Source organism: Defluviimonas sp. SAOS-178_SWC (assembly GCF_039830135.1).
Lineage (GTDB): Bacteria > Pseudomonadota > Alphaproteobacteria > Rhodobacterales > Rhodobacteraceae > Albidovulum.
In genome coordinates, this window is sequence record NZ_CP156081.1 from 3,115,346 (window position 1) to 3,139,711 (window position 24,366).

Below are 24,366 nucleotides of genomic sequence, written 5' to 3' on the forward strand. Positions count from 1 at the left end.
GGGGGGTACGAATCGGTTCCGGTTATGTAGCGAATCACGGACGCGAATCACAGGGGCGGCTGTGCGGCGTGCGGTGCGTTCAGTTTTTCTTCTTCTCCCAGACGGCGGCGTCGATCAGGCGCTGGAGCCCGGCCGAAAGCGCGCCGCGATCCTCACCCATGTCGCTGTCGTCGTCGAGTTTCGAGCGGCCTGCGAGGTTGCGGGCCTCGGCGGCCTGGCCGAGGCGCCAGGTAAGACCCTCGTCGACAAGCCCGGTCAGATCCTCCATAGCCTCGGCAATCTCGGCCACGACCCCGCGCCGCGCTTCGAGCTTGGCAAGCTCCTCGGCAAGGCACATCGTGGCGAATGCGTCATCCGCTCCGCTGCGGACGGGCGGCGCGATCTGCACATGGGCGAGGCTCATGAGCTTTTCAAGCTCCGGGCCGGCGGCGGCGGCGACTTTCGTCGTCAGATCCTCCGCCCCGCCGTCATGGCTGGCGACCAGAAGCGCATGGCGCAGCCGCTCGTGGCCGGGATCGCGCATCTCGATGGTCTCGAGCTGGCTTTCGAACCGGGCGATACAGGCCGGATGGGCCAGCGCGATGGCAAGGATCATCGCTTCGCGAAGATAGTCCTCGACCTCGGCACCGGGTGCGGCGGCAAGAAGCGAGGCCCGCGTCGCGGGCAAGGGCTGAGCCGGGGCGGATTTCCACTTGCCGTCCCTGCGGGCGGGCCGGTCGGCCGGCGCCCGGCGCGCGGCGCCGAAAAGCTCCCGGCGCAGGCGTTTGATCTCCTCCCCGTAATGGGCGCGGATCGAAGGGTCGGCAATGCGCTTGATCGCCTCCCTGAGGCTCTTGTCGAGGGTCGCCTTGCGTTCGGGGCTGTCGAAGATCTTGCCTTCCGTCTCGCGCCGCCAGAGCAGGTTAACCATCGGCTGCGCCTCGGCGACGAGCTTCGCCATCGCCTCGCGGCCGCGCATCTTGATCAGATCGTCGGGGTCCATTCCCTCGGGCAGGATGACGAACCGAAGGCCCTGCCCGGCTTCGAGCATCGGCAGGGCGAGATCGACGAGGCGGGTTGCCGCACGGATGCCGGCGGCATCGCCGTCGAGCATGATCAGCGGTTCGGGATGGATGCGCCAGAGAAGGCGCAGCTGATCCTCGGTGATCGCGGTGCCAAGAGGGGCGACGGCCGCCTCGAACCCCGCCCCGACCAGCGCGATCACGTCCATGTAGCCCTCGGCGACGATCAGCGGCTGGCCCTTGCCCGCCGCCTCGCGCGCCGGCCCGTGGTTGTAGAGGCTGCGGCCCTTGTCGAAGAGTTCGGTTTCCGGCGAGTTGAGGTATTTCGCGCTGTCGGACGGGTCCATCGCGCGGCCGCCGAAGGCAATGCAGCGCCCCCGCGCGTCGCGGATCGGGAACATGATCCGGTTGCGGAAGGCGTCGTAGGGCGCCTTGCTCTTGGTGCTGGGTTTCGCGAGCCCCGCTCCAAGGATCAAATCGTCGGCGATGCCCTTGGCCTTCAGATGGTCCCAAAGGCCCTGCCAGCCCTCCGGCGCGAAACCGATCTCGAACCGGTCCTGCGCGGCGTCCGAGAGCTTGCGCCTTGAAAGATAGTCGCGCGCAGCCGAGCCGGCGGCCGTCTTCAATTGAAGCCGGTAGTGGCGGACCGCTTCTTCCATGACTTTCGCAAGCTCGGTCCGCCGGTCGGCGCGTTCGGCCGCCTGCGGATCGCGCGCCGGCATCGTCATTCCGGCCTCACGGGCGAGAACCTCCACGGCCTCCATGAAGGACATGTTCTCGGCCTCTTTCAGGAACGAGATCGCATCGCCCTTCGCATGGCAGCCGAAGCAGTAATAATAGCCCTTGCGGTCGTCGACATGGAAAGACGCGGACTTTTCCTGGTGGAAGGGGCACGGCGCCCACCAGTCGCCCTTGGCCTGGTTGGACTTGCGATTGTCCCAGACCACCTTCCTGCCCACGACGTGGGACAGCGAGGTGCGGGTGCGCAGCTCATCAAGGAAACCGGGGGGCAGACTCATCCGGTGAATATCGGCTCTTCAGGGCGGCCCGGCAAGGGGGCGTTGCCCCCTCGCCCGCCTTCAGCGCGCCGCCGCGCGGGCCGCGCAGGCCGCCATCGACTGATGCAGTTCGTGGACCGCCGATGCCGCCATTGAGCGAAAGACGAGAATGTCGAAGCGATCGGCATCCACCCGCGCCAGAACCATCATCATGTGATTGAGCCCGCTTCGCGCCGCGGCCCCCACCGGGAACGCCTCTGCCCGCAGATCGAGCGGCACCAGACGCGCCAGGACGGCCTCTGCCCCCGGCCCCGCGAGGCGCATCCGCGCCCAGCCATCCGACTGGTCGGTCAGCGCCGCGATGCCGGAAAGCCCCTCCGGATCGGTGCCGATCAGGAACGCCTGCCCGCGACCGGTCCAGAGGCATGTGGCCGCGCCCTTCGTGACGCTCTTTCCCGGTGACGGCCAGCCAAGACCGAGCACCTTCAGCGCCGTCCCGACCGCGCGTTCCTTGCCCGCGAGGGGTGCCACGGAGGTGATGCGCGCGGGCCGAAGTTCACTAAGGGCCACGCCCCCCGCCGCAACCGGCAGCAGGCCCTCGCAGGCGGTCTTTTCGATCAGGCTAGGCACGGGCGCGTCCTCCCTCCGGGTCGAAAAAGACCGGGTTCACCACTTCGCAAAGCACATCAGTCTTCCGCAGGTGATCGACAAGCCGGACCCGGCTGCCGATCCGCGCCCGGCCGTCCTTCATGAAGCCCAGCGCCAGATAGGACCGGAGTGTCGGTGAATAGCAGACCGACGTGACATAACCCCGGTCGTTGGCCGAGACCGGCTCTGCTCCTTCATCAAACAGATGCGCGCCGGCGCCAACCTGACGGCCGGCGGGGATCGGACGAAGGCCGACGAGCTGTTCGCGGTCCGCGCCCGACAGGCCGGGCCGCTGGCTCGCGCCCTTGCCGATGCAGTCCTTCTTGGCACTCACCATGCCCTGGAGCCCGATATCGAAGGCCGTGACCCGCCCGTGGATCTCGGCATGGGTGATGAAACCCTTCTCGATCCTGAGGACGTTCAGCGCCTCCATTCCGTAGGCGCCGCCGCCGAGGCTTTCCGCCCGCGCGACGAGGTCACGGTAGAGCGCCTCGCCGTAGCGGGCCGGCACCGCGATCTCGTAGCCGAGCTCGCCCGAGAAGGAGATGCGGAAGAGCCGCGCCTCGACATCCATCAGCCGCACCGTGCCGCAGGAGAGGAAGGGGAAGCTTTCGCCGTCGATGGGGCTTTCGAGGATCGAGTTCAGAAGCTCGCGCGCCAAGGGGCCGGCGACCGCGAACTGCGCCCACTGCTCGGTGACGGAGATCATCCGCACCTCCCAGTCAGGGCAATGCGCCTGATGGACGAATTCCAGATGCCGCATCACCTGTCCGGCGGCGGCGGTCGTCGTCGTCGTCAGGTAATGCCCCTCGCCGAGGCATGCGGTGGTGCCGTCGTCCATCACCATCCCGTCCTCGCGCAGCATCAACCCGTAGCGCACCCGGCCCGGCTTCAGGGTCGAGAAGGTGTTGGTATAGACGAGGTCGAGGAACCGGCCCGCGTCCTTTCCCTGTATGTCGATCTTGCCGAGCGTCGAGACATCGACAACCCCCACCCGCTCGCGCACCATCGTCACCTCGCGGTCGCAGGCTTCACGCCAGGTCGCCTCGCCGGGGCGCGGGAAATAGGAGGGCCGGTACCAGAGGCCGGCCTCGATCATCGGCGCATGGCGGTCGCGCGCCGCCTTGTCCGAGGTGGTGAAGCGCTGCGGGGCAAAGCCCGCGCCCTGCCCGCCGGCCCCCATCGCGGCGATGGAGACGGGCACATAGGGTGGCCGGAACGTCGTCGTCCCGGTCTCGGGGATGCCTCGCCCTGTCGCGTCGGCGAGGACCGCAAGCGCGCCGACGTTGGAGTTCTTGCCCTGATCCGGCGCCATCCCTTGCGTCGTGTAGCGTTTCATGTGTTCGACCGAGGCGAAGTTTTCCTGCGCGGCGAGCCGGACGTCCTTCGTGGTCACGTCGTTGGCGAAGTCGAGCCAGGCGCGGTGCTTCGGCTCCGGCACTTCCCAATAGGCCCGAAGTCGGACGCCGCAGTCCTCGGCCTGCGGGATCTCGGCCTTCTTCGGCTTGCGGCCAAGCGCCTCCAGCGCCTCTTCGGCGGCGGCGGCGCCTTCGGCAAGGCAGGCTTGCGTCGAGAATGCACCATTCGCCGCGCCGGCCGCCGCGAGCCCCGGCACCATGCCGGGCTTCGGCACGAAGGCCGAGATGTCGTCGCGCCAGACGGGGCGGCCGTTCATGTGGCAGGTCAGGTGAAGCGCCGGGTTCCAGCCGCCCGACACGGCAAGACAGTCGCTCACGATGCGCTGGATCTTCCCGTCGCGATCGGCGATCACCACCTCGCGCAGGCCCTTGCGGCCGACCGTGTCGATGACCCGGCATCCTGCATGGACCGGGAAGTCGCCAGGGACGGATACATCCTCGCGAACATCCACCAGCCCGGCGACGCGGACGCCGGCGGAGGCAAGGTCGCGGGCGGTGCGATGGGCATCGTCGTTGTTGCCGAAGACCGTCACCGAATGGCCGGCAGCCACGCCCCAGCGGTTGAGATAGGCACGAACGGCGCCCGCCGTCATCACGCCGGGCCGGTCGTTGTTGGAAAACGCGATCTGCCGCTCATGAGCGCCGGCGGCCAGCACAGCGCGTCTTGCCACGATCCGCCAGAAACATTCGCGCGGCAGGTCCTTCGGCGGATTGGCAAGGTGCAGGCCGACCCGCTCCAAAGCCCCGAACGTCCCGCCGTCATAAGCGCCGGTCACGGTCGTCCGGGTCATCAGCCGCACATTCGGCGCTGCCGTCAGTTCCTCCAAAGCGTCCGCCACCCAGCGGGCGCCGGGCTTGCCGCCGACCTCGTGGGTCTCGGCCAGAAGCCGCCCGCCCATCGCCGCATCCTCCTCGGCGAGGATCACGTCGGCGCCCGCCCGCGCCGCCGTCAGTGCCGCCATCAACCCCGCCGGGCCTGCCCCGATCACCAGGAGGTCGCAGAAGGCATAGGCTTTCTCATAAGCCTCGTCGTTCGACTTGCCGGACAGCGCCCCAAGCCCCGCCGCGCGACGGATCGCCGGTTCGTAAAGGCTTTCCCAGAACGCCTTCGGCCACATGAAGGTCTTGTAGTAGAACCCCGCGCTGAAGAACGGCGCGAAAAGGTCGTTGACCGCAATCGCATCGAAGCCGAGCGAGGGCCAGCAGTTCTGCCCCCGCGCCTCGAGCGTGGCGTGGATCTCCTGCATGGTCGCCCGCACGTTGGGTACCTGCCCCGCCCCGCGCCCGACGGTCACGAGCGCGTTGGGTTCCTCCGACCCCGCCGTCATCACCCCGCGCGGACGATGATACTTGAACGAGCGTCCGAAGACCTTCACCCCCGAGGCGAGCAGCGCCGAAGCGAGCGTGTCGCCCTGAAACCCGGCATAATCCCGGCCGTCGAAGCGAAAGCCCACGGGCGCGCCGCGGTCAATAAGACCCTTGCCCGCGATCCTCATGCCGTCTTCCCCCCGCGCTTCGCCGCCGGCTTCACCTTGCCGGAAATATCCCCCCCGGAGGGTCCGCCCTTGCCACGCTCGGCCACCAGACGGGTGGACAGCACCGCATGCGTCACGGTATCGCGCGTGACTTCGATCCAGGCCGAACAGCCCATCTCGTGATACCAGAGATCGCGCGTCTCCCCGGCCGGATTGTTGCGCAGGTGCAGGTAGGCGTCCCACGCCTCCGGTGCTGCATCCTCGCCCGGCCGGTCGGCATAGATGGCATCGCCGTAATAGGTGAATTCGCGCCGGTCGCGGGTTCCGCAGAGGGGACAAATGATGCGCATCTCTCTCCCCTCAATGCAGGTTGTGCTGCGACCCCGTGCCTTCCTCGTCGAGAAGATGGCCGGTCGCGAAACGGTTCAGGCGGAAGTGGCGGGCGACCTCGTGGCTCTCGCCGGTCGCCATCAGGTGCGCCATGCACCAGCCCGAGGCCGGCACGGCCTTGAAGCCGCCGTAGTTCCAGCCGCAATCGATATAGAGCCCGCCGACATCGGTCCTGTCGATGATCGGAGAGCCGTCGGGCGTCATGTCCATGATCCCGCCCCAGGACCGCAGGACCTTGGCCTTGCCGATCATCGGCATCAGTGTCATCCCCGCCTCCATCACATGCTCGACCATCGGCAGATTGCCCCGTGCGGCGTAGGAGCTGTAGAAATCGAGATCGCCGCCGAAGACGAGGCCCCCCTTGTCGGACTGCGAGATGTAGAAATGCCCCATCCCGAAGCTGACGACGTGGTCGATGATCGGTTTCAGCCCCTCGGTCACAAAGGCCTGAAGGACGTGGCTCTCCACCGGCAACCGGATTCCCGCCATCGCGGCCACCTGGCCCGAGCGTCCGGCAACGATGATGCCGATCTTCTTCGCCCTGATCGCGCCCCGCGTGGTCTGAACGCCGCGTACGCGCCCGTCCTCGATGTCGATCCCGGTCACCTCGCAGTTCTGGATCAGGTCGACGCCGCGCTGATCGGCGCCCCGCGCATAGCCCCAGGCGACGGCATCGTGGCGCGCCGTGCCGCCGCGCCGGTGCAATAGCCCGCCATAGATCGGGAACCGCGTCTGCTCGAAATCGAGATAGGGCAGATAGCGCCGCACGCCCTCGCGGTCGAGAAGCTCCGCGTCGTCGCCCTGGTTGATCATCGCATTGCCGCGCCGGGCGAAGGCATCGCGCTGGCCGTCGGAATGGAAGAGGTTGATGAGGCCGCGCTGCGAATGCATGACGTTGTAGTTGAGCTCCGCCTCCAGCCCCTCCCAGAGCTTCAGAGAATGGGAATAGAACTCCTGGTTGCCGGGCAGGAAGTAGTTGGCGCGCACGATTGTCGTGTTGCGCCCGACATTGCCGCCGCCGAGGTAACCCTTCTCCAGTACCGCTACATTGGTGATGCCGTGGTTCTTCGCGAGGTAGTAGGCGGTCGAAAGCCCGTGACCGCCACCGCCGATGATGACGTAGTCGTATTCCGCTTTCGGATCGGGGTCTCGCCAGGCAGGCTGCCAGCCCTTGTTGCCGAAAAGCCCCTCGCCGATGACCCTGAGCCCTGAATAGCGCATGACATGCCTCCCTGCCCGTCTCAGTGAACCGGCCCCAGCGCGAGATTTCAATGCCTGACAGCGTTTTCCCCGCCATTCCGCGACAAAGGACGTCGCTCCCCGGCCCATGAGGGAAAAAAGCCCGACCGGTTCGCATGAGCCGGCCGGGCAGGTCGTCGCAGAGCGACGAGGGAATGACCCGGCCTGCGGAGCGGCCGGGCGGGAAGTCTCAGCGCGCGAGGCGGAAGTAGGCCGCGGCGTAATTGTTGTTCATCCCGGCGCCATCGCAGAAGCCGAAGACCCCGTTCGAGGTCACGTCGAGCTTGCCGCCGGAAACGATTGCGACCCCCTCGATGCCGTCGGCATTCGCCGTCAGCGCGATATCACCCACGGCAATGATCTGGCTGCCGAAAATGTTTGTCTTCGCCGCGAAATCCACCCCGCCAAGCGTCACCATCTGCACGTCGCCGCCCGTGGCGCAGTTGTCGTCCTTGCCAATGACGATGTCGGACGAGGCATAAAACGACTTCCCGTCGGTGTTCTTGGTGATGATCACGGAATCCTCGATGACCGCGCCCGACGCGAATTGCAGGCGGCAATCCGTGATCAGCACCATGTTCCGGAGGACGAATCCCGAGCCTAACTGCTTGTGGCTCTGGTCGTTCTTGCAGTCCATCTCGTGGATTCGCCCGGTCTTGAACTTGGTCGGATCGAGCGAGGTCGCACCTTGCGCCTTGATCGTGATCGGCGAGGCGTTGGTGATGTAGGACCTGTAGTATTGCGAGCCGGGGGCCATGATTCCGATCTGCGGGTCGAACGGAGTGGTCTCGATCCCACGGATGATATCGTTGACGCGGTTGAGAATCCGCAGCTTGTAGGAACCGTCGCGCAAGGCCGCCGAGAGTCCGGTATTGCTGGTGAAACCCGAGTTGGGAAGTTGAATGTCGCGCCGGTCGGGCATCGACACGACCACGCCCGGCTCGAACGTGTTGCCGGAGCTGGCGATGACATAGGCCTGCGAATGGATGCAGAAGCCCGAGGTGAAATAATCGTTCGACTGAATCTCCACCGGCTCCTGCGCGACGAAACCTTCCTTGAAGCAGGTCGGATAGTAGGTTTCGAAGACCGAACCCGACTGCACATCCCAGGTATTCCGTCCGACCAGGCCGAGCATGTAGGTCGTGACACCGTTGCCGCCGCTCGCATAGCGTTTTGTGGAGACGAGAACGGCATCGCGCGATCCGGGATCGACGGTGAAAAGCTGCTTGTCCTTGTCCCAGTGGCCAAAGCTGATGTCCTCCGGCTTCAGCACCGTCCCGTATTTGCCGCCGGGCATGTTGAGGGCCGCGATCTGCAGGGCGGCGGTTCTCGCCTGATCCGCGGAATGCAATTCTCGCGTGTAGAGCGCGGCATGCGCGGCCGAATCCGCGGCGACCTGAAGCTGATTCTTGGAGGCAATGCCGTTGCCGAAATCGACCGCGAGCCCCCCGAGCACCAGAGCGGTCATGAAGATCTGCAGGCTGAGGGCGGTGATGCCTCCCTCTTCGCGGGTAAGAAACCGGGCCGCGGCGGATGCGAGACGAAGCGCCATCCCTCAGTTCTCCATAAGATGTTCTGCGCGCACCGTCATCCGCGCGCCGGAAAAGATGCCTGCGACACCGAAGAGGTCGAGATCGACCAGCGGCACGCTCACGGTCGTCGTGATCATGCCGGCGGTCAGGCTCGTCGCGGCCAGCGAATGGGGGCTGAGTTCATTGGCGCGGGCGAGGACGAAGTTCTCCGTCTCGGTGGTCGAGGTGAGCCGTCCGATCGACATGTTGCGGTTCGCGTCCTGCGCGATCCGCAAGAGCCGCGACTGGCCGTGGAACATCATCGACACATCCGCGAGAAGCGCGATGAGCATCACATACATGGGAAGCCAGAGAACAGCTTCGACCGTAGCGGCCCCGTCCTCGGCGCGGCCAAAGCGAAAGAGACGACCGAAATGGAAGTGAAGGCAGCGCATGGTTACCGTTTCCCGTTAACAGCGGCCGGTTGATCCGGCCTGCCACAGCGCCCCCACGAAACAATGAGCCCGGCAAATGAGGCGAAAATGCGGCAACAGCCCCCTTGATCGGGCGGAACCGCGAAAGAATTCCTTAAAAAAGCTTGATTTCAGGGGTTCTGGCGCGAGGAATCCGCCGGATTGGCTAATTTTTCGTCATCAATCCCGAATCGTGACGAATTCTCCCTTGGGTTGATTCGGCCGCGATAACGCACAATCAGACCCAGACCGAGCGGCGCGCGCAGTTCGACGTCGAACCGGAACCCTCCCTCATCTTCCGTTTCGGTCGCGATGCTCACGGGCATAAGGACACGCGGCAGGGGCAACGGGCCGAGCCACCCACCGGCGACCGGAAAGTGCAGCGCGCCATCCCGGACCGTGAGACCAATAACGAAGGTGAACGGGTCGAAGCGTTCGGTGATCGCGCCGCGTCGTCGTGCGAGGTACGAACGGAATATCCGCCCGCCGAAGTCGCGTTCCCAGATCTCGCCATCGGGAGCGGCGCGCTTGGTGACGCGAACCGGGACGTCCGCCCCTTCCGGCGGAAAGCGGAAGATCGCGGCGACGAGCCGGGCAGCGAGCCCGCGTCCGCGCGTGACCGTGGCGCGGCCGTCAAGGCGGAAGCACCCGGCCCAGTCGTGGCTCCGCCGCACCGCGCCGGGCAGTTCCTTGAATGCGACTCCAAGATGGGCGGGAAAGAGCGGCTGGACCGGGTGGTTGTCGCGGGAAAAGCCGATGCTCAGATCGGCCATCGCCGCCTCGAATTCCGCAAGCGGCAGCATCGTCAGGGCCGGTCCGGCGCCGGAAGGGATGCGGGAAGCGGCGCGCAGGATCGCGCGGGCGGCAATGGCCGGAACATAGGGCCCCGCGCCCGCCTCGGCCAGAAGACGCCATTCGGCGCGGATGAGACCACCGTCTTTTCGCCCGATGACGCGCACGACCATGCCGCCCTGCGCCGAACCGAACGGCCAGAGCATCAGCGCCATCCCCCGCGTCAGCGCGACGATCCGCGGCCCGACCGCGATGCCGGTTGCGGCCCTGAGGCGGGAGAGCAGAGCGAGCCCGGCATTCATGACCGGAAGCTCAAGCCCAGCACGAAAACTCACCGAATGCGCACCGAAACGGGCCGGGAAAAGCCGGGTATCGGGCACCTCGATCAGGTAGCCGCGCCGATGGAGGCCGGGGCCAAGACGATAGGCGCGCGGGTCGCTCCAGCCGCGCCGCTCCTCCCACGCCGCCCCCTGCCAGAGCCGGAACGGCGTTCCGGTCCGGGCGAGGATCGCACCGACCACGGAACGCCCGCGCGGGGCCCGGTTGCCGGGCAGGATCGCCGTGTCGATCTCTTCGAGACGGTCCATGCCCTTCGCGAGCGCGTCAACGGCCGCGGAGGAGAGCGCGGGCACCGAGGAGACGCCTGAAAGCGCGAAGGTCCCGGCGGCCTTCGCCGCGCCGTCGAGCGTCGCGATGCCGGCGCAGAATTCCGCCTCGTCGGCAAGGTCGAGGTAGTTGATCCCCCGCGCGATGCAGGCACGCGGGAGCCGCCACGGATCGGCGCCATAGGCATGGAACGGGCCGGCGGCGTCAACGACCGCGTCAGGCGCCTCTGCCCAGAGCGGCGCGAGGTCGGACCCGAGATCGACCCTGATGGCACGGGCGCCGAGACGGCGGGCCAAGGCTTCGGCGCGCTTCAGGTCGCGGGCGGCGATCGTCACGTCTTGGCCATCGCGAACCAGCAGCTCCGCGAGACGGCTGCCGAAAACCCCGGTGCCGCCAAGAACGACCACTTTCATCTCATGAGCCGCGCACGAAGCCGGGGCGAGGCAAGCGCGCAAAGATCCGCCCGGCCGAACATCCGATACCGGTTGCGGGCGATCCGCGCATAAAGCCAGTCCCGCAAGGGGCGCGGGATGAGGAGAAGAAGGCCAAGCCCCCGCGCCCATCCGCCGGACCGCAGACCGACCCGAGCCATCGCATCGAAATCACGCCACGCCCGTCCACCTTCGAGGAACAGCCAGCTTTCGGGATCGTCGGGCCTGAGGCCGTAATGCATGAGGATCGCCTGACCGAGCGGGGTCGCGACCGGGCAGATGCGGATATCGCCCCTCCGGTCGATCCGGTCGATCATGCGGGCGCCGAAGCTGCAGAGCGCGCAGTCGCCATCCATGAACGCCACCGGCGCGGCATCGTCGAACTCCGGCACCGCCGGGTCGTTTCTGTAACTGTAGGCGGCGCGCATTGCGGGGCTCCGGTCGTGCGGCGGAACTCTGCCGCCGGACAAACCGATTGTCGAGGCGACCCGACTGCACAAGGGGCCGGCCCGACGGTGGAACAGGGCGTTCCCGTGCGGATCAGTCCGCCCAGTCCCAGGGCCGCGTGTATTCACCGAGTTTGTGCCTCAGCGCCTCCTCGTCCACTGCGCCGGTCCGCTCCAGCCGCGCGACAAGACCGCGCTTCTTGTCCTCGGTCACTTCGCGGACACGAACCGCAAAGCCTGCCTCGGCGAGGACAGCGTCGTAGATGCGCTGGATCGCGCGCTTCCGCAGATCCGGCTTGAAGATCTTGCCGACCGCCGTCTTCGGCAATTCGGAGAGAACCTCGATATACTTCGGCACCGCCGCGCGTTCCTGGATATGTTCACGTGCGAAGTCCATCAATTCCTCGGGCGTGACCTCGGAACCGGCGACAAGCTCCACATAGGCGCAAGGCAGTTCGCCCGCGAGGGCATCCGGCTGGCCGATCGCGCCGACGAAGGCGATGGCGGGATGCGCCATCAGCGCCTCCTCGATCTCGGCCGGGTCGATATTGTGCCCGCCGCGAATGATCAGGTCCTTGGCGCGGCCGGTGATCCAGAGATAGCCGTCCGCGTCGATCCGGCCGAGATCGCCGGTACGCAGGTAGCGCCCTTCGGTGAAGAGGGTGCGGTTCTTGTCGACCTCGGTGTAGGTCGATCCCTCGAAGACGCCGGGGTTGGAAATGCAGATCTCGCCGACCTCGTCGGTGCCGCATTCCTTGATGACATTGGCGCCGCCATCGACATGCAGGATGCGCACCTCGGTATAGGGCAGCGGGACGCCGACCGACCCGATCTTCTTCTCGCCGTCCGGGGGATTGAGCGAGACGAGGCAGGTCGCCTCGGTCAACCCGTAGCCCTCGAGGATCTGCACCCCCGTCGCCGCCTCGAAGCGCTTGAAGAGTTCGATGGGCAAGGGCGCGGACCCCGAAATCGCGGATTTCAGACTGGAGACATCGGCGTTCACGGGGCGCTGCATCAGTACCGCGATCGCGGTCGGCACGGTGATGAGGAACGTGACGCCCCAGCGCTCGATGAGCTTCCAGAAATTGTCGAACACCCCGTCGCCGCGATAGCCCGCCGGCGTCGGCAGGACGATATGCGCCCCGCTCGCGATGCAGGACATGAGCACCGGATAGGATGCCAGCACGTGAAAGAGCGGCAGCGGGCAGATCAGCACGTCCTTTTCGGTGAAGAGCAGCGAGCCGCCCAGCCAGCCGTTGTAGATCATGCCGGAATACTTGTGCTGGGCCACCTTCGGCATGCCGGTCGTGCCGCCGGTGTGGAAATAGGCCGCGACCCGGTCGCCCGCGCTGTCGGCAAAAGTCAGGCTGTCGCCGGGCTGGCGTGCGCATTCGGCGTTGAAATCCTTGACGGTCGCCTTGTGCTCCACCGGGTTCTTCGGCCGGATCAGCGGCACGATCCAGCTTTTCGGCGGCGTGAGGTAGCGGCTGAGATCGACCTCCAGCACCGTGTGCACATCGGGTGCCAGCTTCAGCGCGGCGGCGGCCTTTTGCGGGACGTCGGTCTTCGGGAAGGCCCTGAGCGTGACCAGCACCTTCGCCTTCGTCTCGCGCAGGATGGCGGCGATCTGTTCGGGCTCCAGAAGCGGGTTGATCGGGTTGACGATGCCGGCGACGGCGCCGCCGAGGAGCGTCACGGCGGTCTCGTTCGCATTCGGCAGGAGATAGGCGACGACGTCCGTCTCGCCGATACCGAGGCTGCGGAACAGGTTCGCCGCCTGGGTGATGCGGCCGTGAAGGCCGTTCCAGGTCAAGGTCTCGGCCTTGGCGCCGGGGTCGGAAAGAAGCTGGAAGCTGATCGCGTTGCGCGGCCCGTGCGCATCGCGGGTGCGGCTCAGGAACTGGTACAGCGTGACCGGCAAGTCGCGCTTTTCATACGGCATTTCCCTTTCGATCGCGTCGCGATCGGCAATGCCGGAAAACTTCCCCATTTACTCTCCTCCCCTGACCCGCTCCCCCGGGCCCTGTCGATAGGGGGAGGATGGGGGCAAAGCCAGGTCAGGGCAAGAGTGACGCTCGGTCCGGCCGGCCGGGACGCCGCGTCAAATTGGCCGCCCCGCGCGGGGCGGCGGACGGTACGCGCCTCACTTCGGCGGAATGCGCAGAACCTGGCCGGGATAGATCTTGTCGGGATGTTTCAGCATCGGCTTGTTGGCCTCGAAGATCTCCGGGTAGCGATTGGCATTGCCGAGCGTCTTCTTGGCGATGGCCGACAGCGTGTCACCCTTGACGACGGTGTGGAAGACCGCGCCCTTCGTATCGTCGTCGTGGCTGGTCTCGACCTCGGCCACGCCATCGACATTGCCGACCGCAAGGATGACCTTTTCCTTCATCTCGGGGCTGACGGCGGCGCCAGAGACCTTGACCTTGTCACCCTCGACCTTGATGCCGAGGCCGCTCGCGTCGAGACCGAGATCCTTGATCTCCTTCTTCAGCGCCTCTTCCTGCACCTCGGCCGCCTCGGCCGCGCCGCCGCCGAAGAGCTTCTTTCCCGCGTCCTTCACGAAACTCCAAACGCCCATGGTCGCCTCCACTCATTTACCGGTTTCACTCCGCCACGGACTCCGACAAGCCGACGCGGCACTGCCACTATTCGAGTTTGCGAGACAAATGGCAACCGCCCCGACCCGGGATTGGCCCAAGGTCCGGAGACCAGCAGAGGATGACCCGGCGATGCCGGCGGACGGTCGCGTTATTCGGCCGCCATGCCTTCCGTGAACTGGAGCCGCGCGAGGCGGGCATAGAGCCCGTCTTCCGCCACCAGCTTGTCATGGGTGCCGGTGGCGACGATCCGCCCCTGATCGAAGACGACGATGCGATCGGCCTTCTTCACCGTGGCAAGGCGATGCGCGACGATCAGCGTCGTGCGGCCCTTGGCCAGCGCCTCGACCGCGTGCTGCACCGCGCGTTCGCTTTCGGCGTCGAGCGCGGAGGTCGCCTCGTCGAGAAGAAGAACCGGCGCGTCGCGCAGGATCGCGCGGGCAATGGCGATCCGCTGTTTCTGCCCGCCCGAAAGCATCACGCCGCGTTCGCCGAGATAGCTGTCATACCCTTCGGGCAGCGCGGCGATGAAGTCATGTGCGGCGGCGGCGCGGGCGGCGGCCTCGACCTCGGCATCGGACGCCTCGGGCCGGCCGTAGCGGATGTTCTCGCGCGCCGAGGCGGCGAAGATCACCGGATCCTGCGGCACCAGCGCCACGGCGCGGCGGAAGTCGGAGCGCGCCATGTCGGGCAGCGCCACGCCGTCGATGGTGACGCGGCCCATGTCGGGGTCGTAGAAGCGCAGGAGAAGCTGGATCACCGTGGTCTTGCCCGCCCCCGACGGGCCTACAAGTGCCACCGTCTCGCCCGGCCGGACATGCAGATCGACGCCTTCCAGCGCGGACTGGTCGGGGCGGGATGGATAGTGGAAGGTGACAGCTTCGAAGGCGATTTCGCCTTTCGCGGGGCGCGGCAGGGCGACGGGCTTCGCCGGGTCGTTGACGCTGTCGGTGGCGTTCAGAAGCTCGACCAACCGTTCGGTCGCCCCCGCCGCGCGCTGCAATTCGCCCCAGATCTCGGACAGCGCCGCGACCGACCCCGCGGCCATCACCGCGTAGATCACGAACTGCACCAGCTCGCCCGGGCTCATCGTGCCCGTACGCACGTCCCGGGCACCGATCCAGAGGACGCCGACGACACCGGCGAAGACCAGGAAAATGACGATCACCGTCATCACCGCACGGGTGCGGATGCGGGCCTTGGCGGAGCGGAAGCTTTCCTCGGTCACGCGGCCGAAATCGGCGCGCGCCTCGGTCTCATGCGTGAAGGCCTGCACGGTCTGGACCGCGCCCAGCGCCTCGGCGGCGGAGCCGGAAGAGGCGGCGATCCAGTCCTGGTTCTCGCGGCTGAGGCGGCGGAGCCGGCGGCCTTGCGTGATGATCGGCACGATCACCGCCGGCACGATGAGAAGGACGAGGCCCGTGAGCTTCGCCGAGGTCAGGAGCATCAGGAGGATGCCGCCGATCAGGATCAAGAGGTTCCTGAGCGCCACCGAGACCGAGGAGCCGATCACCGAGAGGATCAGCGTCGTGTCGGTGGTGATGCGGCTCACCACCTCGCCGGTCATGAGCTTTTCGTAGAAGGCCGGGCTCATCCCGATCACGCGGTCGAAGACCGCCTTGCGGATGTCGGCCACGACCCGTTCGCCAAGCCGCGTCACGAGGTAGTAGCGCGCGCCGGTGCCAAGGGCGAGGAGCGCGGCAATGGCCATCGCCCCGGCGAAGTAACTGTCGAGCAGCTCCGCGCCCGCGCTGAACCCGTCGATGACGCGGCGCACCGCCACCGGCAGGATCAGCGAGATCGAGGCGGTGAGGGTCAGCGCCATCCCGGCGAGGATCACCAAAGTGCGGTAGGGCGCGATGAACGGCGCGAGGCCCGCAAGGGCCCCCACCCGCTTCGATGCCGCGCGGTCTTCGCTTGTCGTGTCCTGTCGTCGCGCCATGCCATCCCCTCCGGTTCCAAGCGGTTTAGGCCCCCGGGCGCGCCGGGGCAAGCGGCGGGAAGGTCGCAGGCCGGGCGGATCGCCGCCCGCCCGGCGGCAACCGGACGCGGCGATTGCGAAATCGGTCGTCCCGACGCTAGTATTGCCCTCGGCGCCCTCCGGAGCGGCGCGTTGATTTAGTGAGGAATTTTCGTGGCAACGCATTCGGCTGAAAATGCCCGCGACCTGCAGGCCGCCCTGCGCAAGGCCGCCCCCCGCGACATTATCGAGTTGAACGGCGCCTTCGGTGCGGTCACGCTCGGCGGCTACCAGCCCGAGACCTCGGTGACGATCCGCGCGGCCAAGCCCGGCGCCGCGCATTTCGAAAGCCTGCTTCTGCAAGGCTGCGCCAATCTCAGCTTCGAGAGCCTGTCGTTCTGGCCCCTCTCGCCCGTGCCGAAAGGCCGGAACAAACCGTATCTTGTCACCGCCTATCCAAACTCGACGGGCATCGAGATCAGCGACTGCCTGTTCCGCGGGCGGGCCGACAGCGACAACCACGCGCGCTGGAGCCCGGCCGACTGGGACGCCGCCAAGATTGGTGCCGTGCTGCTCAGAGGAGAGCGCAGCGTGATCCGCAATTCAGCCGCGATCGGCGTTTATTTCGGCTACGGGGTCAGCGGGCGCAGCTCCGAGATCTTCGGTAATCTCGTCTTCGGCTTCTCCGGCGACGGGCTCAGGGTGACGGACGACAACTGCGTCGTGATCGGCAACCGCGTGACCGATGCGATGCAGATTGACAACAACCATTCCGACGGGTTCCAGGCCTTCAAGGTCAAGGAACTGCTGAACGGCCTTGTCATCAAGGACAACGTGTTCCTGGAATGGACGGTCCGGCCCGACAATCCGCTGCGCGCGAAGATGCAAGGGATCAGCCTGCATAACGGGCCCTATGCGAACGTCGTCGTGCGCGACAACGTGGTCGAAACCTCGGCCGCGAACGGAATCCGGCTGCACAGGGTCCGCGATGTCGAGGTCGTGGGCAATCGCGTCCGTAATTCGAACGGCCCGAATGGCCGGCATCCCTGGATCTCGCTCGGCAATTGCAGCGGCCGGATGGTGGTGGAAAACAACGAGGCGGAGCAGTTCAGGCTCGACCGCAACGTCGTGCAGCGCGGCAACCGCAAACCGGATTACTCCGCGCGCTACTGAGTGAGCGGCGCGTCGGCGAATTCACTCCGCCCCCCGCCCGTCCGGCACCCGCTTCCAGGGTATTGCCCTGAGTTAGGAGACCTGCGCCACATCGCCCGCGAACCCATCCAGGCTGCCCGAAGGCAACCCTGACGCGGGCTGAATATCGCATGCTCCGACACGCCCGCCATGGTCCGATGCAGCGTAAGCGTTTTCTGGTGCCCGCGGCCGGACTTGAACCGGCACGGCCGAAGCCTAGGGATTTTAAGTCCCCTGTGTCTACCATTTCACCACGCGGGCAGGCCGGCCGACCATAGCGCAACCGGCGGTGGCGGCAAGCTCAGAGGCCGGTTTCCTTCACCGCCTCCATCGCCACGTAGGTCGAGGTCGAGGCGACATGCGGCAGGGTCGAAATCCGCTCGCCCAGCACCCGGCGGTAATCGCCGATATCGCTGGTCCTGACCTTCATCAGATAGTCGAACCCGGCCGCCATCATGTGGCATTCCTCGATCTCCGGCATCCCGCGCACGGCCTTGTTGAAGGCCTGGAGCGCCGCCTCCCGCGTGTCCGAGAGCCGCACCTCGACATAGGCCACATGCGCGAGCCCCATGCGGATCGGATTGAGGACGGCGCGGTAGCCGGCGATGACGCCGGTCTCCTCCAGCCGCTTCACCCGCGCCTGGGTCGGCGTCTTGGTCAGCCCGATGCGGCGGGCCAACTCGGTGACGGACATCCGGCCGTCCTCCGACAGGGCGCGCAGAATCGCGGCGTCGTATCGGTCGGCTTCCACTGGTCCATTTTGCATAATAATATGCTCAAATTTGGTCATTTCGACTTTGATTTATGATTATTTGGGAAAATAGCCTAACGCGCAAGCGATATCATGGTCGCATCTGATGGAGGACCGAATGCACGATCTCTGGCACGCTATCGCGACCGGCACGCTTCAGCCGGAAGCCCCGCTTCTCGAACGCCTGATCGGCGCCGCGGGCCTCGACGGCACCGACCGGGCACGGATCTCGGCCGAGGGTGCGTCGCTCGTCAAACAGATCCGCGCCGATGTGCGGCCGGGGCTGATGGAGGTCTTCCTCGCAGAATACGGACTTTCGACCGAAGAGGGCATTTCACTCATGTGCCTTGCCGAGGCGCTGCTGCGTGTGCCGGACGCGGACACGATGGATGCGCTGATCGAGGACAAGATCGCGCCCTCGGACTGGGGCCGGCATCTTGGCCACTCCGCCTCCTCGCTCGTCAATGCCTCCACCTGGGCCTTGATGCTGACCGGCAAGGTGCTGGAGGAGAAGGAACCTGGCATCGTCGGGCACCTGCGCGGCGCGGTGAAGCGCCTCGGAGAGCCGGTCATCCGCCGCGCCGTCCGCCAGGCGATGAAGGAGATGGGCCGGCAGTTCGTCCTTGGCGAAACCATCAACGCCGCGATGGAACGCGCCGCGAAGATGGAGGCGCAGGGATATAGCTATTCCTACGACATGCTCGGCGAGGCTGCGAAGACCGCCGAGGATGCCGAGCGCTATGCCGTCGCCTACTCCAAGGCCATCGCCGCGATCGCGAACGCCGCCGTCAGCGACGACATCCGCGACAATCCAGGCATCTCAGTCAAGCTCTCGGCGCTGCATCCCCGCTACGAAGTCTCGCAGGAAGCGCGCGTGATGGCCGAACTGGTGCCGGTCGTCCGCAAGCTGGCCCTGCAGGCCGCGCAGGCGCGGATGGGCTTCAACATCGACGCGGAGGAGGCCGACCGGCTGGCCCTGTCGCTGAAGGTGATCGAGGCGGTACTCTCGGACGAGGATCTCGCCGGGTGGGACGGCTTCGGCGTCGTCGTGCAGGCCTATGGCCGCCGCGCCGGCGCGGTGCTCGACTGGCTCCACGCGCTCTCCGAGAAGCTCGACCGCAAGATCATGGTGCGGCTGGTGAAAGGCGCCTACTGGGATGCCGAGATCAAGCGCGCGCAGGTCATGGGCCTCGACGACTTCCCGGTCTTCACCCGCAAGGAAGCGACCGATGTGAGCTATATCGCCAACGCGAAGAAGCTCCTCGGCATGACCGACCGCATCTATCCGCAATTCGCCACCCACAACGCCCATACCGTCGCCGCGATCCTCGACATGGGCACCGGCAAGCCCTTCGAATTCCAGCGCCTGCACGGAATGGGCGAACGGCTCCACGACATCGTGCTGAAGCGCGACAAGACCCGCTGCCGGATCTACGCGCCCGTGGGCGCCCACCGCGACCTGCTCGCCTATCTCGTCCGGCGCCTTCTGGAAAACGGCGCCAACTCCTCCTTCGTCAACCAGATCGTGGACGAGGACGTGGCGCCCGAAGAGGTCGCTGCCTGCCCGCTGACCGCCGTCGAAGCGATGCTGCCCGGGCTGACGAATCGTGCGATCCGCAAGGGCCCGGACCTCTTCGCGCCCGAACGGCGCAACTCGGTCGGGTTCGACCTGACCGATGCCGAAACCCTCGCCCGCATCGACGCCGCGCGCGATCCCCACGGCAAGACCGAATTCGCCGCCCAGCCGATCCTCGCCTGCAAGGTCGCTGGCGCGAATCCGAAACGGGTGCTGAACCCGGCCACCGGCCAGCTTGTCGGCCGCGTCACCGACGCGACGAAAGAGGATGTCGACGGCGCGCTTGCCGCCGCCAAACCGTGGAAGGCGACCGCCGCCGAGCGCGCCGCGATCCTCAACCGCGCCGCCGATCTCTACGAGGAAAACTACGGGCCCATCTTCGCGCTCCTGGCGCGCGAGGCCGGCAAGACGCTGCCCGATGCCGTCGCCGAACTGCGCGAGGCGGTGGATTTCCTGCGCTACTACGCGGCGCGCGGACTGGAGCTTCAGCACCCGGCCCTCGGCACCTTCGCCTGCATCAGCCCCTGGAACTTCCCCCTCGCCATCTTCACCGGCCAGATCGCCGCAGCGCTCGCCGCCGGCAATGCGGTCTTGGCGAAACCGGCGGAACAGACCCCGCTCATCGCCGCCCATGCCGTGGCGCTTCTCCACAAGGCCGGTGTCCCGGCCTCGGCCCTGCAACTCCTGCCCGGTGACGGCGCCACGGTCGGCGCCCGCCTCACTTCCGATCCGCGCGTCGACGGCGTCTGCTTCACCGGCTCGACCGAGACGGCGCTGATGATCCGCCGCGCGATGGCCGAGCACCTCGCCCCCGGCGCGCCCCTGATCGCCGAGACCGGCGGGCTGAACGCGATGATCGTGGACAGTACGGCCCTTCCCGAACAGGCCGTGCGCGACATCGTCGCCTCCTCCTTCCAGTCGGCCGGCCAGCGCTGCTCGGCACTCCGCTGCCTCTACGTGCAGGACGATATCGCCGCGCACTTTACCGACATGCTCTTCGGCGCAATGGAGGAACTGACGGTCGGCGACCCCTGGCATCTGCCCACGGATACCGGCCCGGTGATCGACGCCGAAGCCGAAGGTGGCATCCGCGCCCATATCGAGAAGGCCCGCAAGGAAGGCCGCCTCCTCCGCCAGCTCTCGACCCCGAAATCCGGGCATTTCATCGCGCCCACGGTCCTGCGCGTGAAGGGCATCACCGAGATGAAGCAAGAGATCTTCGGACCCGTCCTCCACATCGCGACCTTCGCGGCCGAGGACCTGCCGAAGGTGATCGACGACATCAATGCAACGGGTTACGGGCTGACCTTCGGACTTCACACGCGGATCGACAACCGCGTGCAGGAAGTGACCGAGGCCCTCCATGTCGGCAACATCTACGTCAATCGTAACCAGATCGGCGCGGTCGTCGGCTCCCAGCCCTTCGGCGGCGAGGGGCTCTCGGGGACCGGCCCGAAGGCCGGCGGCCCGGACTACCTTCACCGCTTCACCGCGCCCGACCCGGCAACGGCCGCGGGCACGGCCAATGGCAGCGCCGACCCGCTGAAGGTGCAGGCGGCGCTGAACGCCGCCCCGCGGCCCGGTGTCCTCAGCCAGACCGACCTGCCCGGCCCGACCGGCGAGTCGAACCGCCTGACCCTCGTGGCCCGCGCGCCCTTCCTCTGTCTCGGCCCCGGCCCCGAGGCGACCGAAGCGCAGGCCGAGGCGCTCCATGCCCTCGGCGGTCAGGCAGTCGCGGTGGCCGGCACGCTCGACCCCGGGGCGCTCGAAACGCTGACTGGCTTCGCCGGCGTCCTCTACTGGGGCGACCCGGAAACGGCGCGGAGCCATGCTCAGGCCCTTTCCCGCCGCGCCGGGCCGATCCTGCCCTTGATCACCGCGATGCCCGATCGGGGCCATGCCGCGCAGGAACGCCATGTCTGCGTCGACACCACCGCCTCGGGCGGCAACGCGGCCCTTCTGGCCGAGGCGGGTTCCGCTTGACGGAACGGACCGGACGGGCGACCGTCGCGCCATGTTTCCCTTGCGCGATCACAACCCGTCCCAACGCACGCCTTTCGTGGTCTATGCGCTGATCGCCGCGAATATCGCGGCGTTCCTCCTGCAACTGCCCTACACCGGCAGCGAACGCGCGATGCTCGGCTTCTGGCGAGACTGGGCAATGATCCCGGTCGTGGTGACGCAGGGCGGCGAATGGCACGGCATCTTCACGTCGATGTTCCTCCATGCCGGGCTCCTGCACCTCGGCGGCAACATGCTCTTCCTGTGGATCTTCGGCGACAATCTCGAAGACCAGCTCGGTCATCTCGGCTTTCTCGTCTTCTACCTCGCCTCCGGAACCGCCGCCGCGCTCGCCCATATCGCCGCCGATCCCGGCTCTGCGATCCCGACCGTCGGCGCCTCGGGCGCCATCGGCGGGGTGATGGGCGGCTACCTTCTTCTCTTCCCGAGGGCGAAGGTCGACATCCTCCTGATCTTCGTGATCTTCTTCCGGGTCTTCACGATTCCCGCCTGGATCTTGCTCGGCCTCTGGTTCGGCATGCAGATCTTCTCCGGCCTCTCGACGCCGACCGATGGCGGCGGGGTGGCCTACTGGGCGCATGCCGGCGGGTTTCTCGCCGGGATCGCGTTCACCGTGCCGGCCTGGCTGAAACGCGGCGCCGGCACCTACTGGCAGCGCACCGCCGGCCACCCGCCGCATCCCGGCGCCGAATATTCCCGCTCGACCATCCCTGTGATCCGCCGACGGAGACGCTGACATGCTGCCCGAACTCACATCGCCCCACCGAGCCACCTGCCATTGCGGCGCCGTCGAACTCGACGTCACGCTGACCGACGGCCTCGCCACCGCGCGGCGCTGCGATTGTTCCTTCTGTGCAAGACGGGGCGCCATAGCGGTCTCCGCACCGCTCGACGGCGTTCGGATCGTGAAAGGCGCGGACAACCTCACCCTCTACACGTTCAACACCGGCACGGCGCAGCACTACTTCTGCAAGACCTGCGGCATCTATACCCACCACCGGCGCCGCTCGAATCCGAACGAATACGGCGTCAACGTCGCCTGCCTCGACGGCGTCAATCCCCGCGACCTCGGCCCGGTCGCATGGACCGACGGCATCAACCACCCGTCCGACCGGACCTGACCTTCATCTTGCCGGAAATATCCTCGGGGGTGAGCCCCGGATTCAATCCGGGGCGAGGGGGCAGACAGCCCCCCGATCCTCAGGCCGGCTCGCGCAACACGCCGGCAAACTGCGCGAAGATCTCGCCATTCGCCGCGATGACCGCGCCGGTGTCGAAGATCTCGCGCCCCTCGCGCACGGCCGCGACGAAACCTCCGGCCTCGCGGACGAGAACAAGCCCCGCCGCAATGTCCCAGGGCGACAATTCGCGCTCCCAGAACCCGTCGTAACGGCCCGCCGCCACATAGGCGAGATCGAGCGCAGCCGCGCCCCAGCGCCGCACGCCGGCACAGGCCGGCATGAGCCGCGCGAGGTCCTTCAGCGTCGCGGGCAGGGTTTTCTTCGTGCCGAACGGCACGCCGGTGGCAAAGACCGCCTCCGACATCGCCCGCCGGCCGGAGACCCGGATGCGGGTCTCGTTCATCCAGGCGCCCGCGCCCTTTTCGGCGACGAACATCTCGTCCTTCGCCGGGTCGAAAATGACACCCGCGACGATCTCACCCTTGTGCTCAAGCGCGATGGACACGGCCCAGTGCGGCAATCCGTGCAGGAAGTTCGTGGTCCCGTCCAAGGGGTCGACGATCCAGCGCCGGGTCGGGTCCGCCCCGTCCGCGCCGCCGGATTCCTCGCCAAGCCAGCCATAGGTCGGGCGGGCGCCCATCAGCTCGTCGCGGATGATCTTTTCGGCCGCGATGTCGGCGCGGCTGACAAAGTCGCCGGCCCCCTTGACCGAAACCTGAAGGTTCTCGACCTCGCGGAAGTCCTTCACGAGGCTGCGGCCCGCCTTGCGCGCGGCCTTGATCATCAGGTTGAGGTTGGCGCTGCCTTGCATGGTCTCGTCTCCGGGGATCAGGGCGCGGTTCTACGCAAGCGGGGCGGCGATGTGAAGAGCTATTCAGCCTGCACCCTGCTCCGCCGCGCGATCACCTCGCGCAGACGCGTCGGCCGGTCGCTCATCAGCCCGTCGACGCCAAGGTCGAGCAGATGCTCCATCTCCGCCTCCTCGTCGACCGTCCAGACATGGACCTGCACGCCCAGCGCATGGGCGGCGCGGACGAAGCGGCGGGTGACGAGCGGGATACCCTTGTAGGAGACCGGCACCTGAACCGCCGGAAACGAGGGCCGCGCGGACGGCACCCCCCAGCCGCGCAGCCGGAGCCCCAGGACCCCGGCATGGGAGGGCGACCAGCAGAGGCCGGGCCCGAGACGCGCGCGAAGTTCCGCCGTGCGCTTCGCCTCGAAACTGCCGACGCAGATCCGGTCCAGCGCATCCGCCCGCCGGATCGCCTCGGCCATCGGTGCCACGGCGGCGTCGGCCTTGGCCTCGAGGTTCACGAAAAGGCTAGACCAAGCCCCAAGCATTTCGTCGAGGCGGGGGATCGCCGCCCCGCCCCTCGTCCGCCGCGCCGTCAGTTCCTCCCAGCTCAGCGCGTCCACCCGCACGTCCTCCCCAGTCATCCGCTCGAGCGTGTCGTCGTGGAAGATCACCGCCACCCGGTCGCGCGTCGCCTGTACGTCGGTCTCGACATGCGAATAGCCAAGGCCGACGGCATGGGCGAAGGCATCCATCGTGTTTTCCTCCGCCTCCAGCGATCCGCCGCGGTGGGCGAAGGCGATGGGGCGCGGATGGTCGAGGAACGGATGAAGCTTGCCGATGTCGCCTGCCATGATCAGGGCC

The 24,366-nt window shown here is 67.1% G+C and carries 18 protein-coding genes, 1 tRNA gene and 1 pseudogene; 4 read left to right on the forward strand and 16 right to left on the reverse strand.

The window, feature by feature from the left end; genetic code table 11:
• Window positions 1-79: 79 nt before the first annotated feature.
• The 12 genes and pseudogenes from dnaG to V5734_RS16160 all read right to left on the reverse strand — a co-directional run bounded on the left by dnaG (window position 80) and on the right by V5734_RS16160 (window position 15,970).
• On the reverse strand, window positions 80-2,020 hold the full coding sequence (gene dnaG, locus V5734_RS16105) for a DNA primase (RefSeq protein ID WP_347310651.1): 1,941 nt from the start codon (window positions 2,018-2,020) through the stop codon (window positions 80-82).
• 60 nt (window positions 2,021-2,080) lie between these two features.
• The gene (locus tag V5734_RS16110) at window positions 2,081-2,629 is read right to left on the reverse strand and encodes a sarcosine oxidase subunit gamma (protein ID WP_347310652.1); all 549 of its coding nucleotides are present in this window, start codon (window positions 2,627-2,629) and stop codon (window positions 2,081-2,083) included.
• Complete coding sequence (locus V5734_RS16115; RefSeq protein ID WP_347310653.1) at window positions 2,622-5,561, reverse strand: sarcosine oxidase subunit alpha family protein; 2,940 nt, start codon at window positions 5,559-5,561, stop codon at window positions 2,622-2,624. The genes V5734_RS16110 and V5734_RS16115 overlap by 8 nt, the downstream gene beginning before the upstream one ends.
• Window positions 5,562-5,638: 77 nt before the next feature.
• Window positions 5,639-5,890: pseudogene (locus V5734_RS16120) on the reverse strand (sarcosine oxidase subunit delta); the annotation flags it as partial.
• 10 nt (window positions 5,891-5,900) lie between these two features.
• A complete protein-coding gene (locus V5734_RS16125; RefSeq protein WP_347310654.1) occupies window positions 5,901-7,151 on the reverse strand; it encodes a sarcosine oxidase subunit beta family protein in 1,251 nt (416 codons plus the stop codon).
• A 208-nt stretch (window positions 7,152-7,359) separates the two neighbouring features.
• The gene (locus tag V5734_RS16130; protein ID WP_347310655.1) at window positions 7,360-8,721 is read right to left on the reverse strand and encodes a pilus assembly protein TadG-related protein; all 1,362 of its coding nucleotides are present in this window, start codon (window positions 8,719-8,721) and stop codon (window positions 7,360-7,362) included.
• Window positions 8,722-8,724: 3 nt separating this feature from the next.
• On the reverse strand, window positions 8,725-9,135 hold the full coding sequence (locus V5734_RS16135) for a TadE/TadG family type IV pilus assembly protein (protein ID WP_347310656.1): 411 nt from the start codon (window positions 9,133-9,135) through the stop codon (window positions 8,725-8,727).
• A 149-nt stretch (window positions 9,136-9,284) separates the two neighbouring features.
• Window positions 9,285-10,964 (reverse strand): DUF4166 domain-containing protein, encoded by a 1,680-nt coding sequence (locus tag V5734_RS16140; protein WP_347310657.1) that lies wholly within the window; start codon window positions 10,962-10,964, stop codon window positions 9,285-9,287.
• Window positions 10,961-11,410: a thiol-disulfide oxidoreductase DCC family protein gene (locus V5734_RS16145; protein ID WP_347310658.1), complete on the reverse strand. Its 450-nt coding sequence runs from the start codon at window positions 11,408-11,410 to the stop codon at window positions 10,961-10,963. The genes V5734_RS16140 and V5734_RS16145 overlap by 4 nt, the downstream gene beginning before the upstream one ends.
• Window positions 11,411-11,522: 112 nt before the next feature.
• Window positions 11,523-13,418 carry an acyl-CoA synthetase gene (locus V5734_RS16150; protein ID WP_347310659.1) on the reverse strand — a complete coding sequence of 632 codons (1,896 nt, stop codon included), beginning with the start codon at window positions 13,416-13,418 and terminating at the stop codon, window positions 11,523-11,525.
• Window positions 13,419-13,571: 153 nt separating this feature from the next.
• A complete protein-coding gene (gene lysM, locus V5734_RS16155; RefSeq protein ID WP_347310660.1) occupies window positions 13,572-14,009 on the reverse strand; it encodes a peptidoglycan-binding protein LysM in 438 nt (145 codons plus the stop codon).
• A gap of 170 nt (window positions 14,010-14,179) precedes the next feature.
• Window positions 14,180-15,970 carry an ABC transporter transmembrane domain-containing protein gene (locus V5734_RS16160; RefSeq protein WP_347310661.1) on the reverse strand — a complete coding sequence of 597 codons (1,791 nt, stop codon included), beginning with the start codon at window positions 15,968-15,970 and terminating at the stop codon, window positions 14,180-14,182.
• Window positions 15,971-16,162: 192 nt separating this feature from the next.
• Here V5734_RS16160 and V5734_RS16165 point away from each other — a divergent pair, with 192 nt between their 5' ends.
• Window positions 16,163-17,161: a right-handed parallel beta-helix repeat-containing protein gene (locus V5734_RS16165; RefSeq protein WP_347310662.1), complete on the forward strand. Its 999-nt coding sequence runs from the start codon at window positions 16,163-16,165 to the stop codon at window positions 17,159-17,161.
• Between the two features lie 195 nt (window positions 17,162-17,356).
• On the opposite strand, the gene V5734_RS16170 is transcribed toward V5734_RS16165, so the two are convergent.
• Together V5734_RS16170 and V5734_RS16175 are read right to left on the reverse strand one after the other, a co-directional pair.
• Window positions 17,357-17,440 (reverse strand) — tRNA-Leu (locus V5734_RS16170).
• Window positions 17,441-17,480: 40 nt separating this feature from the next.
• Window positions 17,481-17,945, reverse strand: a complete 465-nt coding sequence (locus V5734_RS16175; RefSeq protein WP_347310663.1) for an Lrp/AsnC family transcriptional regulator — start codon at window positions 17,943-17,945, stop codon at window positions 17,481-17,483.
• A gap of 103 nt (window positions 17,946-18,048) precedes the next feature.
• On the opposite strand from V5734_RS16175, the gene putA reads away from it, so the two are divergent.
• From putA to V5734_RS16190, 3 genes are read left to right on the forward strand one after another with little or no spacing between them, the layout of a single operon-like run.
• Entirely contained in the window at window positions 18,049-21,489 is a 3,441-nt protein-coding gene (gene putA / locus V5734_RS16180; protein WP_347310664.1) for a bifunctional proline dehydrogenase/L-glutamate gamma-semialdehyde dehydrogenase PutA, read from the forward strand.
• A 31-nt stretch (window positions 21,490-21,520) separates the two neighbouring features.
• On the forward strand, window positions 21,521-22,264 hold the full coding sequence (locus tag V5734_RS16185) for a rhomboid family intramembrane serine protease (RefSeq protein ID WP_347310665.1): 744 nt from the start codon (window positions 21,521-21,523) through the stop codon (window positions 22,262-22,264).
• Between the two features lies 1 nt (window position 22,265).
• A complete protein-coding gene (locus V5734_RS16190) occupies window positions 22,266-22,649 on the forward strand; it encodes a GFA family protein (protein WP_347310666.1) in 384 nt (127 codons plus the stop codon).
• Window positions 22,650-22,728: 79 nt separating this feature from the next.
• Here V5734_RS16190 and V5734_RS16195 read toward each other — a convergent pair whose 3' ends face one another.
• Together V5734_RS16195 and V5734_RS16200 are read right to left on the reverse strand one after the other, a co-directional pair.
• The gene (locus tag V5734_RS16195; RefSeq protein ID WP_347310667.1) at window positions 22,729-23,520 is read right to left on the reverse strand and encodes an inositol monophosphatase family protein; all 792 of its coding nucleotides are present in this window, start codon (window positions 23,518-23,520) and stop codon (window positions 22,729-22,731) included.
• 59 nt (window positions 23,521-23,579) lie between these two features.
• Window positions 23,580-24,356, reverse strand: a complete 777-nt coding sequence (locus V5734_RS16200; protein WP_347310668.1) for a glycerophosphodiester phosphodiesterase — start codon at window positions 24,354-24,356, stop codon at window positions 23,580-23,582.
• Window positions 24,357-24,366: the final 10 nt, after the last annotated feature.